This window comes from Muricoccus roseus (assembly GCF_900141905.1).
Classification (GTDB): Bacteria; Pseudomonadota; Alphaproteobacteria; order Acetobacterales; family Acetobacteraceae; genus Roseomonas; species Roseomonas rosea.
In genome coordinates, this window is the sequence record NZ_FQZF01000025.1 from 26,775 (window position 1) to 42,768 (window position 15,994).

Here is a 15,994-nt window from a genome sequence, read left to right on the forward strand (position 1 = left end):
CATCATCCCGTGCCGGAACTGTCGACGCTCGCTTCGCTCGCCGCCTCGCTGGCGCCGCGCATCGAGGTCAGCCCATGCGTATCGAGCAGGCTGTAGAGGGTGGGCCGGCTGATCCCGAGCAGCCTGGCGGCCGCGGACAGGCTGCCGCTGCTCCGGGCGAGCGCGCGCTCGACCATCACGCGTTCCACCCTCAGCCGCGCCGCGCGCAGGTCGAGGCTCACCGCCGGGTCCGGGTCGGATTCCGCCAGTTCCAGCGCGGCGGCGGTGATGGCCGGGCCGTCGGAGAGCAGGGCCGCGCGGCGGATCCGGTTCTCCAGCTCGCGCACATTGCCGGGCCAGGCGTAATGGGACATGGCCGAGAGCGCCCCGGGGTCGAAGCCGCGCAGCCGCTTGTTGAAGGCCTCGGCGTGGCGCGCCAGGAAGAAGCGGGCCAGGAGCGCCACATCCTCCCCACGGTCCCGCAGGGGCGGGATGCGCACCGTGACGGCGTTGAGGCGGTAGAGCAGGTCGCCGCGGAACTTGCCCTCCGCGGCCTGGTTCTCGAGCGGCTGGTTGGTGGCCGAGACGATGCGGGCATCGACGCGGATGGGCGTCCGCCCGCCCACGCGCTCGATCACGCCGTCCTGCAGGAAGCGCAGCAGCTTCGCCTGCAGCACCGCCGGCATCTCCCCGATCTCGTCGAGGAAGAGGGTGCCCCCATTCGCGTTCTCGAACTTGCCCGGCATCTGGCGGATGGCGCCGGTGAAGGCGCCGCGCTCATGCCCGAAGAGCTCGCCCTCCATCAGGGCTTCGGGGATGGCGGCGCAGTTGATCGCGACGAAGGGGCGGCTCGCGCGCGGGCCCATGTCGTGCAGCGCGCGCGCCAGGGCCTCCTTCCCCGTCCCGCTCTCGCCGAGGAGGAGGACCGGGACCGAGACGCTGCTGAGGCGCTCGACCATCTGGCACACCTTCAGCATCGACTCGTCGCCGGTGACGATGCCGTTGATGGGCGAGGGGCGCACGGTCAGCGCGTAGCGGAGGTTCTCCTCCTCCAGCTCGTGCATCCGCAGCGCGCGATCCAGCACGGTGCGCAGCACGGCGACATCCACCGGCTTCTCGTGGAAGTCCGCGGCGCCGAGCGAGACGGCGCGCAGGGCGTTCTCCCGCTGGCCCTGCCCTGTGACCACCACGACGGGAAGGCGCGGCCAGGCGCGCTTCAGCGCCTCCAGAGTCGCGAAGCCTTCGGTCGCGCCCTCCGCATCGGGCGGGAGGCCGAGGTCCAGCAGCACGACCGACGGACGCTCCCGCCGCGCGACCGTCTCGGCCGAGGCCCGGTCGGTGGCATAGATCACGCGATAATCCGGAAGGGCCCAGCGGTACTGGGCAGCCAGACCTGGCTCGTCCTCGACGACCAACAGCTTCGGCCGGCTCATTTGGCTGTGATCTCCGATCCGATGAAGGCCCGTGCCGGGCGCGGCAGCGGCGCCTGGCGAGTCTGGGGAAGGGTCAGGCGCATGGTGGTGCCGGCGCCGGGCCAGCTGATCACCGTGATGTCGCCGCCTGCCGCGCGCAGCAGCTCGCGCGCCTGCCAGGCCCCGATCCCGCTGCCATGGCGCTTGGTGGTCCGGAACGGGCGGAATAGCTCGTCGCGCACGAAATCGGCGCTCAGCCCCGGCCCGGAATCCGCGATGTCGAGCAGCAGCGCATCGCCGCGGTGCCAGAGGCGCAGCACCACGGCCGCGCCGGGCGGAGAGGCCTCCGCCGCGTTGTCCAGCAGATGCACGACGGCGGAATCGAAGGCATCCGGCGCCATGCTGACGGTCTGCACCTCGCCGACCTCCGCCAGGAGGCGAAGCGGATGCGTCCGCCCGGCCGCGATCGCGCGCAGCCGTGCCAGCGGGTCGGTCCGGCCGGGCGCGGTGGCCTCGCCGGGGCTTCCCCCAGTGGTCTCCGCCGAGCTCTCCGCGGAGTTTTCCCCGGGGCGAAGCCGCGCGATGAGGGAGTCGATGCGCTCGGCCGAGCGGCGGATGGTCAGGAGCATGTCCTGCTGGAACTCGGGATCCTGCAGGTTCGCCTCGGCGTTGGAGAGGACGAGCCCGAGTTGGCTCGAGGCGGTCTTAAGGTCGTGCGCGACGAAGGCGAAGCGCTTCGCATAGTCAGCCAGGCGCTTGCCCTCCGCGAGACGCTCCGCCGCCGTGATCTCCGCGAGGAACATCGCGACCTCGCGCCCGACCATGCGCAGCAGGTCGAGGGTTTCCATATCCAGCGAGAAGGCGGCGCGCGGGTGGGCGAGGAGGATAACCCCCGACAGGCCCTGGCGATGGTGGAGGAGAGGAACGGCGAGCCAGAGCGGCCCGAAGGCGGCGAGAAGCGCGGGGCCCTGGCGGAGCACCTGCTCCCCGGCCAATCCCGTTCCCTCCGCCGCGCCGAACCGCAGGACGTGCTCGCCGCTGCCGAGCGCGGCGAGCAGCCCATCCTGTTCCGGAAGGGCGTGGGGCAGCGCGGCGCGGTTCCAGGAACCGGCCCATTCCAGCCTCGGCGCCTGGCCCGGCCGGGTATCGAGGAGCAGGAGCACGCCGGCTGGTGAATCCACCGCATCGGCCATGGCGCGCACGGCGCGCGTCGGGCTGTCGCCTTCCGGCGCGGAGAGCAGCTCGATGCAGCGCAGCCATTCCCGGCGGTAGTCGTAGCGCGCAGCGAAGAAGTGCTCAACGAGCAGGCGGCGCAGCCGCGAACGGACCGAGCGGGCGCTCAGCGCCGTGACGAGGATCATCAGCGCCGCGGCGAGCAGCCCGGCCTCAGCCGCACCGCCCCATCGCGGGTCGAGGTGACGAACGCCCTCGCCGAAGGCGCCGATCACCAGGAGGTATCCGCCCGAGGCGATGAGCGTCGCCCCGTGCAGCACCACTTCGCGCGAGAGCGCGGGGCGCGCCCGCCAGCGGCGGTCCCGGCCGACCGCCGCCGCGAGGAGCGGCAGCATCACCGCGGCCAGGGGCGGGCGGGCATCCAGCAGGATGGCGGAGAACGCGCCGGACAGCGCGGCATCGGCGTAGATCACCATGTCGAAGCCGGCGAGCCCGCCGAGCACGATGCAGGGCAGCTTCACATGCCAGCGCGTGGCCTCGTCGGCGTTGCGCCAGGTGTTCTCGGCCAGCAGCACGGTCGTGAGTGAGAGCGCGAGCCGCAGGAAGGGCGTTGCGGCAAGGAGCGGCGGCGGGACGGCTCCCGGCCATGCCAGGAGCAGCGACACCGCGCCGAGCACCGCGCCGAGAAGAGCGAAGCGGATGGCGAAGACCCGGGCACGGGCCAGGCCAAGCCGCGCGCAGAGGACAGCGAGGATCGCGATCCAGGAACAGGTCCGCACCACCTCCATGGCGCCGGCGGCGCCATCCAGCGGCGCCTGCGGGGAGGCCGCGACGGCCAGCGCCCAGAGGCCGGTCGCCGCGCAAGCCAGGGCGGTGGGCAGCCCGGTCCTGCCGCGGCCAATCCACAGCGTGAGCGCGGCCCAGCAGAAGCAGGCCAGGGCGGCGAGCGCGTGGGGCCAGGCCAGTGCCATCGGGCTCATGGCCGGGCTCCCGCGTGCTGGCGCGCCGCGTCGTTCACCGCGAGCCCTCCTGGAAAAGGACGACGCGGACGGTCGCGACCAGGATGAGAAGGTCGAGGAAGAGCGACCGACGCTTCACGTAGTAGAGGTCGTAGGACAGCTTCTGCCGCGCGTCCTCGACCGAGGCGCCGTAGGGGTAGTTCACCTGCGCCCACCCGGTGATGCCCGGCTTCACCACCGCGCGGTCGGCATAGTGGGGAATGAGCGCGCTGAGCTGCGTGACGAAGACCGGCCGCTCCGGCCGCGGCCCGACGAAGGCCATGTCGCCACGCAGCACGTTCAGCACCTGCGGGATCTCGTCGATGCGGGTGAGCCTGAGGAACCGCCCGACGCGGGTGACGCGCGGGTCGCCCTGGACCGCCCAGCGCGCCTGCCCGCTCACCTCGGCATCGGCGACCATGCTGCGGAGCTTGAACAGGGTGAAGGTGCGGCCGTTCAGCCCGACGCGCTCCTGCCGGTAGAAAATCGGGCCTGAGCTCTCCAGCCGTATCGCGATGGCCGCCAGCAGCAGCAGCGGTGCGGCGAAGGTGAGGAGCAGGACGCCGATCCCGATGTCGATGCCGCGCCGCAGCACGCGTTCGACCGCGGTTTCCCGCAGACCGGAACTCCCGGCGAGCCAGCCTTCGCGCAGGCGCTGCAGATCGATCCGCCCGAAGCGCCGTTCCCAGAACTCCGCCTCCTCGAACACGCGCACGCCGCGCGCCTGGAGGCGCTGCCGGACCGCGGCCGGAACACCGTGGAGGTCATCCGCCACCACGGCCCATGGCCGGTGCGTGCCGATCGAGGCAGGAAGCTGCCGCTCCAGCGCCGCAGCGGTGGCCGGCAGCGTCGCGACCACCTCGAAGAACGGATCGCCGGCGGGCCAGGAGAGAGGCAAGGGGCCCGCGCCATTTGCGCCCAGCAGCACGATGCGGCGGCGGAAGAGGCCGAGGCGCGTGGCGGCCAGAAGGATCACGCGCGTGATCACGACCGCGCAGACGAAGACCGCGACGAGCCGCAGCGCGCCAGCCCAGACGTCCCCGGAATGGGGGAAGAGCAGGTCGGGGGCGAGCAGGTCTCCGACGACGGTGACGAGCAGCGCGGCGATTACCGTTCCGCTCAGGATCCGCCCGGCGCGGAGCCAGTTGCCCGGCTGGTAGAGGCCGGTCACGCCGGCCGCCAGCCCCGTGCAGACCGCAAGTAGCGCGGCCACGATGAGAGGGCTGATCTCGTAGGAGACGGCACTGGGGGGAGTGCCTGAAATCAACAGGAAGTAGAAGACGGAGAAGATGATGAACGAGTCCGCAGCATAAAGGCCGAGTATCTCGGGACGGATACTGTGGCCGAACAAAATTTTCATGGCACGACTCCAGAAAGTCGTCGCAGGGCCATCCTGAGGGGGGCTCGACGGCGTCTGCTCAACCGTCGGCATAACAGGAGAACTGCCGGGGCGCGTCCAGTAAAAAAAGCTTTGTATCCTCCAGAATGGACAGTCTTACGGAAATATAAGGTTCTCCGACAAGAACGAAATCCACTAAGTCGCTGGTTTTTCACGCCTTCGTATTTGTGCACGGCAAGGTTTTGCGAAATATCAATGTAAATGTTCCTTACAGTGGCCGGTGAGTACAGTTTTGATATGGGTCAATTTTTCAGAAAGATTTGCCAAAGTGGCTTGATCGCCCTTAGCGTAACGGCCTCCGACGGAGAACACTCGCATGCCGGATCTCTTCCGAGCCGACGCGCCTTCCCCCCTTTCGAAGAGCCGGTCCGCAGGGCGAGCTGCCCGGTTCCGGGCGCCTGGCTCCGCACTCGCCCTGCTGTTGTGCCTGGCCGCATGCGCGCCCGCCGCGCAGCCGCCCATGACGGCGCAGCGCCCCGCCGCCACGGAGGATGCGAGCTATGTCATCGGGCCCGGCGACACGCTCGGCATCTTCGTCTATCGCGCGCCGGAGCTGAGCGTCGAACTCCCGGTTCGCCCGGACGGCCGCATCTCCATGCCGCTGGTGCCGGACATCGACGCGGCGGGGCGTACGCCGACGCAGCTCGCCGGCGCGCTCCAGGATCGCCTGCGCGAATATGTGCGCGACCCGAACGTGACGGTGATGGTCCGCTCCTTCGTCGGTCCTTCCGCGCGCATGGTGCGGGTCATCGGCGAGGCGGCGCAGCCTCTCGCCCTGCCCTACCGCGAGGGCATGACGCTGCTCGACGTGCTGATCGGCGCGAGGGGGCTGACGCGCTACGCCGCCGGCAACCGCGCGGAGATCCTCCGGCGGGAGGGCCCTGATGCGGCCCCGCGCGTCATCCCGGTCAGGCTCTCGGCCCTTCTGCGCGACGGTGACATCTCGCAGGACATCCCGATGCGGCCCGGCGACACGCTGGTCATCCCCCAGAGCTGGTTCTGACCCCATGTCCCAGACAGCGAAGGCGCGGCGTCTCCTTGGCCTCGGCTGGCGGCATCGCTGGAAGGCGTTGCTGCTGGCCTGGGTGGTGTGCATCGCGGGCTGGAGCGCCGTCTACTCGCTTCCCGACCAGTTCCAGTCCAGCGCCCGCGTCTATGCGGATGCGGATGCGGTCCTGGGCCAGACGCTGCGCGGCCTGGCTGTGGACGGCGCGACGGCGAGCCAGGTGGACACGCTGCAGCGAACCCTGCTCAGCCGCCCGAACCTGGAGCGGATCATCGCCCGTACCGACCTCTCCATGCGCATCACGCGCGAGGCGGACCGCGAGGCGATGCTCAGCTCCCTTGCTCGCGACATCCGGTTGACGCCGCAGGCCCGCAATCTCTTCCGGATCGAGTTCCGCGACCCGAATGCGCGCCTGGCGCGCGACGTGGTGCAGGCCACGCTCGACCTCTTCGTCGAGCGCGCGACCGGCAACGACCGTCAGCAGATGGAGAATGCCCGCGCCTTCATCGGCCAGCAGATCGCCACCTACGAGACGCAGCTGCGGGAGGCGGAGCGGCGCCGCGCCGAGTTCCGCGCGCGCTATCTCGACCTCCTGCCGAACGACTCCCTCGGCGGCGCGACGCGCTACGAGGCCGCGCGCGGCCGGCTTGCCACGCTTCGGGGCGAGCTGACGGATGAGAAGCTGCGCCGCGACCTGATGCGGCAGCAGCTCGAATCGACCCCCACGACGCTGGTCGGGGAATCGACCGGCGGCGGCGGTGGCGGCCCGGCGGCGGAGATGGAGCGGCAGCTGCGCAGCCTTCGCCTGCGCTACACCGACGCGCATCCCGAGGTCGTGGCCGCGCGGCGCGCGCTGGCCGACCTGCGGGCGAGCGGTGGCGGCGGCGGGAGTGCCCCGCGCGCCACGTCCCGCCCCAACCCGGCCCATGAGCAGGCCCGGCTGCGCCTGACCGAGACCGAGGGGAACATCGCCTCGCTCGAGCGGCAGGTGCGTGACGCGATCGAGGATGTGGAACGCCTCGAGGCGCTGGCGCGCGGCGCGCCGCAGCTCCAGGCTGAGTTCACCAATCTCGACCGCGACTACAACGTGCTGCGCAAGAGCTACGAGGAGCTGCTGGAGCGGCGTGAATCCCTCCAGATCGCGGGTGCGGCGCGGAGCGGGGCGGACCAGGTGCGCCTGGAGGTGATCGAGCCGCCCACCATCCCGACGCTGCCGGTCAGCCCCAATCGCCTGCTGCTCGCCAGCGGCGTGCTGGCCGCGGGGCTGGGCGCCGGGCTGTTCCTCGTCGTGCTGCTCGCGATGCTGGATCGCAGCTTCGCCAGCGTGTCGGACCTGCGGGCGCTCGGCCTTCCCGTGCTCGGCGCCTTCTCAGGCCCGCGCCTGCGGCCACGGCTCGGGGCAGGCATCGTCTTCGCCTGCGGCCTTTCGATGCTGCTCTTCGCCTTCGGCATCCTGCTGGCCGGTGGGCCGGCGCTGATGGCGAGGATTCCCGCCCTGGTCTCGAGGACTTTCGTATGACGGTGATCAGCAACCCCCGCACGCATCTGGTCGAGCGCGCGGCGGCCGCGCTCGGCACGCCGGCTGGTTTTGCCTCGCCCGTGGCGTCCCCCCCGCTTCCACACGCGGCCCCGCCCCAGGCCATCCCTCAGGTCTCAGCGCCCGTCACCGCCCCGGGCACGCCGGCGGCCAGCCCGCCGATCGGGCTGGAGATGCTGGCCCGCGCGGGCCTCGCCGATACTGTCGAGCAGCGCTCCCGGCTGCTGGAGGAGGTGATGCTGGTGCAGCACCAGATCCTCCGGACCGTGCAGGACACGCCGCCGAGCGCGACGCGGAACCCCCGCCTGATCCTCGTCACCAGCGCTCTGCCCGGCGAGGGGAAGTCCTTCAGCGCGTTGAACATCGCGGCCGGCATCGCCCGCGCGAGCGGCCGGCCCGCGCTGCTGGCGGATCTGGATGGCAAGCGCGGCTCGCTCACGGAGCTTCTCGGCTGCGACACGTCTCCGGGTGTTCGCGGCCTCGCGGCCTCGCCCGCCACCCCGCCGGCACCGCTCGTGCTGCCCACCGCGATATCGGGGCTCTCCTTCCTGCCCTACGGCGTCCCGGTGCCGGGCGCGCCGGCGGTGCCTTCGGGCGCCGCCATCGCCACGGCGCTGCTGCGGCTGGCGGCGGCGATGCCGGATCGGTTGATCGTGCTCGACACGCCGCCCTGCCTTTCCACCAGCGAGGCGAGCCTTCTCGCTCCCGTCGTCGGCCAGGTGGTGATGGTCATCCAGGCCGAGCGGGCGCAGCGCGGCGAGGTGGAGGCGGCCCTGGACATGCTCGAGACCTGCCCCGCGCTGCAGCTTCTGCTGAACCGCCTGCAGATGGCAAGCAGCGACACCTTCGCGTCGCAGGATTACGGCGCCTACGGATCCACCGATGCGCAACGCCGCTAGGGCCCGTGGCGGCGCCGCCGCCGGGTTGCTTCTGATCGGCCTCGGCAGTCCGGCACTGGCGCAGCCCTTCGTCGCGGAGGACGCGCCGGGCGGGGCGTTGGAGGGCTGGGCGCCCGCGACGGACCCGTCCGCCGTTGCGCTGGCCACGCCGGGTGGCCTGGTCGCGCTGCCGGGCCAGATGCCGCGCGAGCTGGCGCCGCATCTCGGCGGCTTCTTCGGCTTTCCCTATGTCACTCCGCCGCCCCCGGCCCCGGAGGGGGAGCCCGGGCGGGCGATCGACATCCGGGGGGGTCTCACGGGCCAGCTCCGCGCGACGGACAATGTCTTCCCCGGTTCGGCGGAGAAGCAGGCGGACCTGGTCACGACCATCACGCCGGATCTGCTTGTCACGCTGGACACGGTGCGGCTGCAGGGGCGGATCTTCTACGCGCCGAGCTACCAGGCCTATGCCTCCGACTCTGACCAGAACCGGCTGGACCACCGGCTGAACGGCTCGCTGCTCGCCACCATCGTCCCTGGTTCCGTCTTCCTGGACCTGCACGGCCAGACCTCCGTGCAGTCCATCACCGGCGGCTTCGCGGGCAGCGATGAATCCAGCCTGCCCCGGCGCGACCGCGCACAGACCGTCGCCTTCTCCGCCACGCCCTATGGCATCCATCGCTTCGGCGGCCTCGCCACTGCGATCGTCGGCTACACGCTGCAATATGGCAGCCAGGGCGGGACCGCGCGTTCGCTGACGCCGGGCGGGACGCCCTTCTACACGCCCCAGGAATTCACCGGCCATACCGGCTTCGCCGCCATCCGGACGGGCGAGGATTTCGGCCGCCTCGCGCTCGAGGCCCGGGTCAGCGGGACCACCTATACCGGGGATGGCGTGCTGGACGGCGCGCATCGTGCCATCGGATCGGTGGAGGCGCGCTACGCCATCACGCGCGAGATCGCGGTGCTGGGCGAGCTGGGCTACGAGGACCAGTCCTACAACGGGACGCCGCCCTTCGAGATCAGCGAGCCGATCTGGGGCTTCGGCATCCGCCTCGATCCGGGGCCGGACAGCTTCCTCATCCTGCGCTACCAGCGGCGCGACGGCTTCAATTCCCCTTCCGCCCTCGGCCGGGTTGCCATCGGGCCGCGCACCATCCTTTCCGGCAGCTACAGCGACCGGCTGACCACCACGGCCCGGCGCGCGGTCGATCTCCTCTCGACCACCTCGGTCGACGAGCTCGGCAACGCCGTCGACACCGCGACGGGCAGCCCTTCCCTCGCCTCGGTCAGCGGCTCGGGCCTCGCGCAGCAGAGCGCGCTGATCCGCGTGAAGATGGCGACGGCCGCCATCACCCAGGTCTGGGACCGCGACACGGTCACGCTGAGCTTCACGCGGGAGGAGCGCATCCCGATCTCCACCGCGGCCAATGCCGTCTCCTTCCAGCAGAAGAGCGAATCCGTCGCGCTGACCTGGGCGCATTCGGTCTCGCCGGTCACCACGCTGATCGGCTCGGTGCAGTACGGGCGCTTCGAATCCCGCACGCTGCGCAACAGCGGCAATTCCTACCTGCTGCGCGCCACGGCGGTTCACCAGCTCAGCGAGACCCTGACAGCCTCCCTCCAATACCAGGTGGGTGACCGCTTCACTGACCTGGCCGACCGGGACTCTCCCAACTTCGGGGAGAGGAACCGCCTCCAGCACGCGGTGATCGTCACCCTCCGAAAGTCCTTCTGACCTCGGTCCGCTCATCCGGGCGACGGACCCGCCCCAAAGGACGCCAGCCCATGCACATCACGCCCTACGGCTTCCGCGAGCATCCCTTCCTGATGACGCCGGATGCGCGCCTCTTCTATCCCAGCGCGGGCCATGCCCGCGCCTATGCCCATCTTACCTACGGGCTCGCGCAGCGCGAGGGCTTCATCGTCGTCACCGGGGAGGTGGGCGCGGGCAAGACCACGCTGATCGAGCGACTCTGCGGCGAGTTGGATCCCGCCGGCTTCGCGGTGGCGCGCATTGCCACGACCCAGGTGGCGGGCGACGACCTGCTGCGCCTGGTGGCCGATGCCTTCGGCGTAGCTTCGGACGGCAACAAGGCCGCGATCCTGCGGGGGCTGACGGAGACGCTGCGCGCGGCGGCGATGCCGGGCGGCCGCCGCCATCTGCTGATCGTAGACGAGGCGCAGGCCCTTCCGCCGGCCGCGCTGGAGGAGCTGCGGATGCTCTCCAACGTGGTGGAGGGACATGTCGCGCCGCTCCAGACCATGCTGCTGGGCCAGCCGCAGCTTCGGCGGATGCTGGCCAGCGCCGATCTCGACCAGCTTCGCCAGCGGGTCCTCGCCTCCTATCACCTCTCCGGCCTCTCCGCCGACGAGACGCGCGCCTATGTCGAGCACCGGCTCCGCGCCGTCGGGTGGGAGGGGCAGCCGCGCTGGGAAAGCGGGGCGCTGGACCTCGTGCACCGGCATTCCGACGGCATCCCGCGCCGCATCAACCGGCTGTGCTCGCGTGTCCTGCTCAGCGGCTCGCTGGAGGGGAGCGACGTGCTCACGGCGCCGATGGTCGAGGCGACGGCGCTGGAGCTGGAGACGGATCTGGGCGCGGGCGAGATGCGGGAGCGCCTGCCGCCCCGCGGCGGGATGGAACATGAGCGCGGCTACGACGGCTTCGACCGCTCGCTGGACGATCTGGTGGCCCGGATCGACGCGCTGGAGAACCTCGCCTGGCGGCGGGAGCGCGTCTTCAACCGGCTGATGGATCTCTTCGCGGAGACCGGAGGGCGGCGCCGGTGATGATCCGCCCCGCGCCCGGCGAGGCGCCGCGCAACGCGATGAGCGTGGATGTCGAGGACTGGTTCCAGGTCCAGGCCTTCGCCGGCTGCATCCGCCGGGAGGACTGGGACGGCTTCTCCCGCCGGGTCGAGGCGAATACCGGCCGCGTGCTGGACGCCTTCGGGGCGGCCGGCATCCGCGCCACCTTCTTCACCCTGGGCTGGGTGGCCGAGCGCCATCCGGCGCTCATCCGCCGCATCGTTGCCGAGGGGCATGAGCTCGCGAGCCATGGCTACGGGCATGAGCAGGTGGACCGGATTGGCGAGGCGGCTTTCCGGGCGGATATCCGCCGCGCGCGCGGGGTGCTGGAGGATGCCGGCGGCGTCGCCGTTCTGGGCTATCGCGCGCCCACCTTCTCCATCGGCCCGCGCACGCCCTGGGCGCATGCGGTGCTGGCGGAGGAGGGGCATCGCTATTCCTCCTCGGTCTTCCCCGTCCGGCACGACCTCTATGGCACGCCCGATGCGCCGCGCGGGCCGCATCGCCCGCATCCGGACGGGGTGATGGAACTGCCGATGACGACCTTGCGCGTCGGCGGCGCCGCGCGCGGCCGCAACCTGCCCTGCGCGGGCGGCGGCTGGTTCCGCCTCCTTCCCTACCCGCTTTTCCGCATGGCCCTGCGCCGGGTGAACGGGACCGAGCGGCGCCCGGGGATCTTCTACTTCCACCCCTGGGAGATCGACCCGGGGCAGCCCAGGGTCGCGAATGCGGGCCGGCTTTCCCGCTTCCGGCACTATACCGGCCTGTCCCGCATGTCCGGCCGGCTGGAGCAGCTGCTGCGGGACTTCCGCTGGGGCCGGATGGACGAGGTCTTCGCGGAGGCGATCGGCGAGGCGCGGGCCCTGCCCGCCCCGGGGAGGCCCGCATGAGCCTGCGCATCCGGCCGCTCGACGAGAGCAACGCCCCCGCCTGGGACCGCTTTGTGCGCGCCACGCCGGAGGCGACCTTCTTCCATCTTTCCGCCTGGGCCGGGGTGATCCGCGAGGCCTTCGGCCACTCCACCTTCCATGCGCTGGCGGAGCAGGACGGGGCGGTGGTCGGGGTGCTGCCGCTCGCCCGCATGCGCACGCGGCTCTTCGGGGACCTGCTCTCCTCCACGCCCTTCTGCGTCTATGGCGGCCCTGTCGCCGCGACGCCCGAGGCGGCGGTGGCGCTGGAGCGGCATGCGCTGGACCTGCAGCGGCGCCTCGGCGTGCCCGCGCTCGAGTTCCGCCGGCGGGATGGGGTGGACCCGGGCTGGCAGCCGAGACCTTCGCTCTATTTCACCTTCCGCAAGCCCTTCACCACCACGGGCGACGATGCGAAGGACCAGGCGGCGAACATCCCGCGCAAGCAGCGGGCCGAGGTGCGGAAGGCGATACGCCTGGGCCTGTCCTCCACCTCGGATTCCGATGTGGACGGGCTGCACCGCCTCTATGCCGAGAGCGTGCGCAACCTCGGCTCGCCGGTCTTCCCGCGCCGCTACTTCCGCCTGCTGGCCGCCGCCTTTCCGGGCGAGCATGACGTCACCACGGTGCGGCAGGACGGCACGCCCCTTTCGGCCGTCCTCAACTTCCATTTCCGAGACGAGGTGCTTCCCTATTACGGCGGCGGCACGCGCCAGGCCCGCGCCGTCTCCGCGAACGAGTTCATGTACTGGGAGGTGATGCGCCGCGCGGGGGCGGAGCGCGGCGCGACGCTGTTCGACTTCGGCCGCAGCAAATCCGGCACGGGCGCCTTCGACTACAAGCGCAACTGGGGCTTCGAGCCGCAGCCGCTGCATTATTGCTACCAGCTGATGCCGGGCGCGCGCCTGCCCGAGAACAACCCGAACAACCCGCGCTACCGCCTGCTCATCGCCGCATGGAAGCGCCTGCCGCTGCCTGTCGCCAACCTGCTGGGACCGCCGCTCGTGCGGGGGCTGGGATGATCGCCATGCAAGAAGCCGCCACCCTCCCCCCGCGCGTGGCACCCCCGCCGCGCGCGCGGCTGCGCCTTCTCTTCCTTGCGCATCGCATTCCCTATCCGCCCGAGAAGGGCGAGAAGATCCGTGCCTGGCACATCCTCGACCACCTGGCGGGGAACTGGGATGTCGATCTCGGCTGCCTGGTGGACGACCCGGCCGATCTCCGGCACCTCCCCGTGCTGCGCGCGCGCTGCGCCTCGGTCCGCTGCATCGCGACCGGCACACGCACCCGTGCGGCCATGCGCGCGCTGATGCGGGTGCGGCCGGGCCTGCCGCTCACCCTCGGCTGGTTCCACGACAACACGCTCGCGGCCTGGGTGCGCGACGGGCTGGCGGAGGGGCGGTGGGACGGCGCCTTCGTCTATTCCTCCGCCATGGCGCCCTACCTCATGCAGCCCGGGGCCGGCGCGCTGCACCGCGTGCTCGACATGGTAGATGTGGATTCGGAGAAGTGGCGTGCCTATGCCGCCGATGCCGGCGGTGCCATGCGGCATGTCTGGAGGCGCGAAGCCAGCACCCTCCTGGCCTTCGAGCGCCGCGCGGCGATGGCCTTCGACCGGACGATCCTCGTCTCGGCCGAGGAGGCCAGGCGCTTCGCCGAACTGGCGCCGGAATGCGCTTCCCGCCTGGACCATGTGGATAACGGCGTGGATCTCTCGCGCTTCGACCCCGCGCGCGCCTATCCCGATCCCTTCGCCGGCGGTCCGCCCGCCATCGTGTTCACGGGCACGATGGATTACCGCCCGAACGTGGATGCGGTGCGCTGGTTCGCCGAGGCGGTGATGCCCCTCCTCCGCCGGCGCGGGGGCGGGCCGGCCTTCCACATCGTCGGCGCGAGCCCCTCGCCCCCCGTGCAGGCCCTGGCCGCGTTGCCGGGCGTGCATGTCACGGGCCCGGTGCCGGATGTGCGGCCCTACATCGCCCATGCGGCCGTCTCGGTCGCCCCGCTGCGGATCGCGCGCGGGATCCAGAACAAGGTGCTGGAGGCGATGGCCATGGCACGCCCCGTCATCGCCAGCCCGGAGGCCTATGAGGGCGTCCGCGCGACGCCCGGCCGCGACCTGCTCGTCGCCGGGGATGCGGAGGCGATGGCTGCGCGCATCCTGGAGGTGCTCGACGGCCGCCACCCCGGCCTTGGCGAGGCGGGACGGCGGGCGGTGATGGCGGCGCATGACTGGAGCGCGACGCTGCGCCGGATTGACCCGCTGCTCGGGCCCGCGGCGGAAGGGGCGGCGCAACGGGCGACGGCCCGGCTGGCTGGCGGGGGCGCCTGAGCCATGCGCGCCATCCCCGCCACGGCGCTCCCGCCCCGCGACCTCGCCCATCGCCGTGCCTGGCGGGCGGCGGCCATCCTGCTCCTCGCCGGCGTGGCCGCGCTGCTGGTGCTGTTCCGCGCCGAGGCGGCGGCGGCCTGGCGCATCTGGATGACCTCAACCGCCTATAATCACGGCCCGCTCGTCCTGCCCATTGCCCTCTGGCTGGCCTGGGCACGCCGCCATCGCCTCGCGGAGATGCTGCCGGCGGCGGCACCCTGGGCGGGCGCTTTGCTGGCCGTGCCCGCCGCCCTGGCCTGGCTGGCCGCGGAGCGGATGGGGATCATGGAGGGGAGGCAGTTCGCCGCGCTCGGCCTGCTGTATGCGCTGCTGCTGGCCGTGCTGGGCTGGCGGGTGATCCGCGCCATGGCCGCGCCGCTGGCCTATCTCGTCTTCCTCATCCCCTTCGGCGGCTTCGCCGTGCCGATGCTGCAATCCCTGACCGCGCGGATGATCGGCTTCGGGCTGGGGCTCACGAACATCCCGCATTACGTGGACGACCTCGTGATCGAGATCCCGGAGGGCAGCTTCTATGTCGCCGAGGCCTGCGCGGGGCTGCGCTTCATCATCGCCTCCCTCGCCTTCGGCGCGCTCTATGCGCTGGTGATGTTCCGCTCGCCCGGCCGGCGCCTCGCCGTGATGGCGCTCGCGGTCGGGGTTCCGCTCATCGCCAACGGGATCCGCACCTTCGGCCTCGTCATGCTCGGGCACTGGCAGGGCAATGCCGCCGCGATCGAGGCCGACCATGTCCTCTATGGCTGGGTCTTCTTCAGCATCGTCCTTCTCCTTCTCATCCTGGCCGGCCTTCCCTTCCGCGAGGATTCGAAGCCGCTCGCGGCGGCGGCGCCCGCGCCGCCGGCAGCACCCATGCCCGCCACCGCCCTGCTCGCCGCGGCCCTGCCCGTCCTCGCGCTTGCGATCGCTGCGCCCGCGGCGGCCGGGGCCCTGGAGCAGATGGGCGCGGCGCCTCCGCAGGCGTATCCGATGATCCTTGCCGACGCGCCGGGCTGCGAGCGCATGGCCGAAGGCTCAGGCCTGCGCTGCCCGGGTGGCGTCCTCTCCGCCCGCCTGCTCGCCTTCCCGCCGCGGGCGAACTGGGGGCTCGTCGCCGCGGAGCGGCGCCGTGCCTATGGTGCGGCGCATGACGAGGACATCACCTTCGACATCCGGATGCCCGGCGGGGCCTGGCGGGCGCGGCAGGCCGGGGATGGCGAGGAGACGGTGGCCACCGCCGCCTGGCTCCAGGGCCGCCCCGCCGGGGACGGCCTTCGCAGCCGCGCGGCCCAGGCGCTGCATGCGCTGCGCGGGGGGGCGGAGCGGCCGGTCCTGGCGGTGGTGACGCTGAGGCGCGATGGCCCGCGGGATGCGGCGGAGCAGCGGGCGCTTCTGCGGGCGGTGCTGGAGAGCCAGGGCGCGGCCCTTGCGAGGCAGGCCGCCACGGTCTCCCTCGGTAGGGAATAGGAGAGGCCAAGCAGGGCCCCAGGCACGGAAAAGGGGGCGGCGCACCGGGCGCCGCCCCCTT

12 protein-coding genes are annotated in these 15,994 nt (G+C 71.8%); 9 read left to right on the forward strand and 3 right to left on the reverse strand.

Annotated elements, in window-relative coordinates:
- Positions 1 to 2: 2 nt before the first annotated feature.
- The 3 genes from prsR to BUB97_RS18585 are packed head-to-tail and all read right to left on the reverse strand — an operon-like array spanning position 3 to position 4,922.
- On the reverse strand, positions 3 to 1,412 hold the full coding sequence (gene prsR / locus BUB97_RS18575; RefSeq protein ID WP_073137521.1) for a PEP-CTERM-box response regulator transcription factor: 1,410 nt from the start codon (positions 1,410 to 1,412) through the stop codon (positions 3 to 5).
- Positions 1,409 to 3,544 (reverse strand): XrtA/PEP-CTERM system histidine kinase PrsK, encoded by a 2,136-nt coding sequence (gene prsK / locus BUB97_RS18580; RefSeq protein ID WP_073137523.1) that lies wholly within the window; start codon positions 3,542 to 3,544, stop codon positions 1,409 to 1,411. Before prsK ends, prsR begins: the two co-directional genes overlap by 4 nt.
- 34 nt (positions 3,545 to 3,578) lie before the next feature.
- Positions 3,579 to 4,922 (reverse strand): exopolysaccharide biosynthesis polyprenyl glycosylphosphotransferase, encoded by a 1,344-nt coding sequence (locus BUB97_RS18585; protein WP_086062339.1) that lies wholly within the window; start codon positions 4,920 to 4,922, stop codon positions 3,579 to 3,581.
- Between the two features lie 499 nt (positions 4,923 to 5,421).
- Here BUB97_RS18585 and BUB97_RS18590 point away from each other — a divergent pair, with 499 nt between their 5' ends.
- The 9 genes from BUB97_RS18590 to xrtA are packed head-to-tail and all read left to right on the forward strand — an operon-like array spanning position 5,422 to position 15,933.
- Positions 5,422 to 5,964 (forward strand): XrtA/PEP-CTERM system exopolysaccharide export protein, encoded by a 543-nt coding sequence (locus BUB97_RS18590; RefSeq protein ID WP_086062340.1) that lies wholly within the window; start codon positions 5,422 to 5,424, stop codon positions 5,962 to 5,964.
- A 4-nt stretch (positions 5,965 to 5,968) separates the two neighbouring features.
- Positions 5,969 to 7,486 (forward strand): XrtA system polysaccharide chain length determinant, encoded by a 1,518-nt coding sequence (locus BUB97_RS18595; RefSeq protein ID WP_073137529.1) that lies wholly within the window; start codon positions 5,969 to 5,971, stop codon positions 7,484 to 7,486.
- The gene (locus BUB97_RS18600) at positions 7,483 to 8,403 is read left to right on the forward strand and encodes a P-loop NTPase family protein (RefSeq protein ID WP_073137531.1); all 921 of its coding nucleotides are present in this window, start codon (positions 7,483 to 7,485) and stop codon (positions 8,401 to 8,403) included. Before BUB97_RS18595 ends, BUB97_RS18600 begins: the two co-directional genes overlap by 4 nt.
- A complete protein-coding gene (locus BUB97_RS18605) occupies positions 8,387 to 10,120 on the forward strand; it encodes a TIGR03016 family PEP-CTERM system-associated outer membrane protein (protein ID WP_073137533.1) in 1,734 nt (577 codons plus the stop codon). Before BUB97_RS18600 ends, BUB97_RS18605 begins: the two co-directional genes overlap by 17 nt.
- A gap of 50 nt (positions 10,121 to 10,170) precedes the next feature.
- The gene (locus tag BUB97_RS18610; RefSeq protein WP_073137535.1) at positions 10,171 to 11,175 is read left to right on the forward strand and encodes an AAA family ATPase; all 1,005 of its coding nucleotides are present in this window, start codon (positions 10,171 to 10,173) and stop codon (positions 11,173 to 11,175) included.
- The gene (locus tag BUB97_RS18615) at positions 11,175 to 12,083 is read left to right on the forward strand and encodes an XrtA system polysaccharide deacetylase (protein WP_073137537.1); all 909 of its coding nucleotides are present in this window, start codon (positions 11,175 to 11,177) and stop codon (positions 12,081 to 12,083) included. Before BUB97_RS18610 ends, BUB97_RS18615 begins: the two co-directional genes overlap by 1 nt.
- Positions 12,080 to 13,123, forward strand: coding sequence for a FemAB family XrtA/PEP-CTERM system-associated protein (locus BUB97_RS18620; protein WP_073137539.1), 1,044 nt, complete (start codon positions 12,080 to 12,082; stop codon positions 13,121 to 13,123). Before BUB97_RS18615 ends, BUB97_RS18620 begins: the two co-directional genes overlap by 4 nt.
- Before the next feature lie 5 nt (positions 13,124 to 13,128).
- The gene (locus BUB97_RS18625) at positions 13,129 to 14,433 is read left to right on the forward strand and encodes a TIGR03087 family PEP-CTERM/XrtA system glycosyltransferase (RefSeq protein ID WP_073137541.1); all 1,305 of its coding nucleotides are present in this window, start codon (positions 13,129 to 13,131) and stop codon (positions 14,431 to 14,433) included.
- 3 nt (positions 14,434 to 14,436) lie between these two features.
- Positions 14,437 to 15,933: an exosortase A gene (gene xrtA, locus BUB97_RS18630; RefSeq protein ID WP_073137543.1), complete on the forward strand. Its 1,497-nt coding sequence runs from the start codon at positions 14,437 to 14,439 to the stop codon at positions 15,931 to 15,933.
- Positions 15,934 to 15,994: the final 61 nt, after the last annotated feature.

Coding starts and splice junctions, on each gene's coding strand:
- prsR (WP_073137521.1), bottom strand. CDS start 1,412: ATGAGCCGGCCGAAGCTGTTGGTCGTCGAGGACGAGCCAGGTCTGGCT.
- prsK (WP_073137523.1), bottom strand. CDS start 3,544: ATGAGCCCGATGGCACTGGCCTGGCCCCACGCGCTCGCCGCCCTGGCC.
- BUB97_RS18585 (WP_086062339.1), bottom strand. CDS start 4,922: ATGAAAATTTTGTTCGGCCACAGTATCCGTCCCGAGATACTCGGCCTT.
- BUB97_RS18590 (WP_086062340.1), top strand. CDS start 5,422: ATGACGGCGCAGCGCCCCGCCGCCACGGAGGATGCGAGCTATGTCATC.
- BUB97_RS18595 (WP_073137529.1), top strand. CDS start 5,969: ATGTCCCAGACAGCGAAGGCGCGGCGTCTCCTTGGCCTCGGCTGGCGG.
- BUB97_RS18600 (WP_073137531.1), top strand. CDS start 7,483: ATGACGGTGATCAGCAACCCCCGCACGCATCTGGTCGAGCGCGCGGCG.
- BUB97_RS18605 (WP_073137533.1), top strand. CDS start 8,387: ATGCGCAACGCCGCTAGGGCCCGTGGCGGCGCCGCCGCCGGGTTGCTT.
- BUB97_RS18610 (WP_073137535.1), top strand. CDS start 10,171: ATGCACATCACGCCCTACGGCTTCCGCGAGCATCCCTTCCTGATGACG.
- BUB97_RS18615 (WP_073137537.1), top strand. CDS start 11,175: ATGATCCGCCCCGCGCCCGGCGAGGCGCCGCGCAACGCGATGAGCGTG.
- BUB97_RS18620 (WP_073137539.1), top strand. CDS start 12,080: ATGAGCCTGCGCATCCGGCCGCTCGACGAGAGCAACGCCCCCGCCTGG.
- BUB97_RS18625 (WP_073137541.1), top strand. CDS start 13,129: ATGCAAGAAGCCGCCACCCTCCCCCCGCGCGTGGCACCCCCGCCGCGC.
- xrtA (WP_073137543.1), top strand. CDS start 14,437: ATGCGCGCCATCCCCGCCACGGCGCTCCCGCCCCGCGACCTCGCCCAT.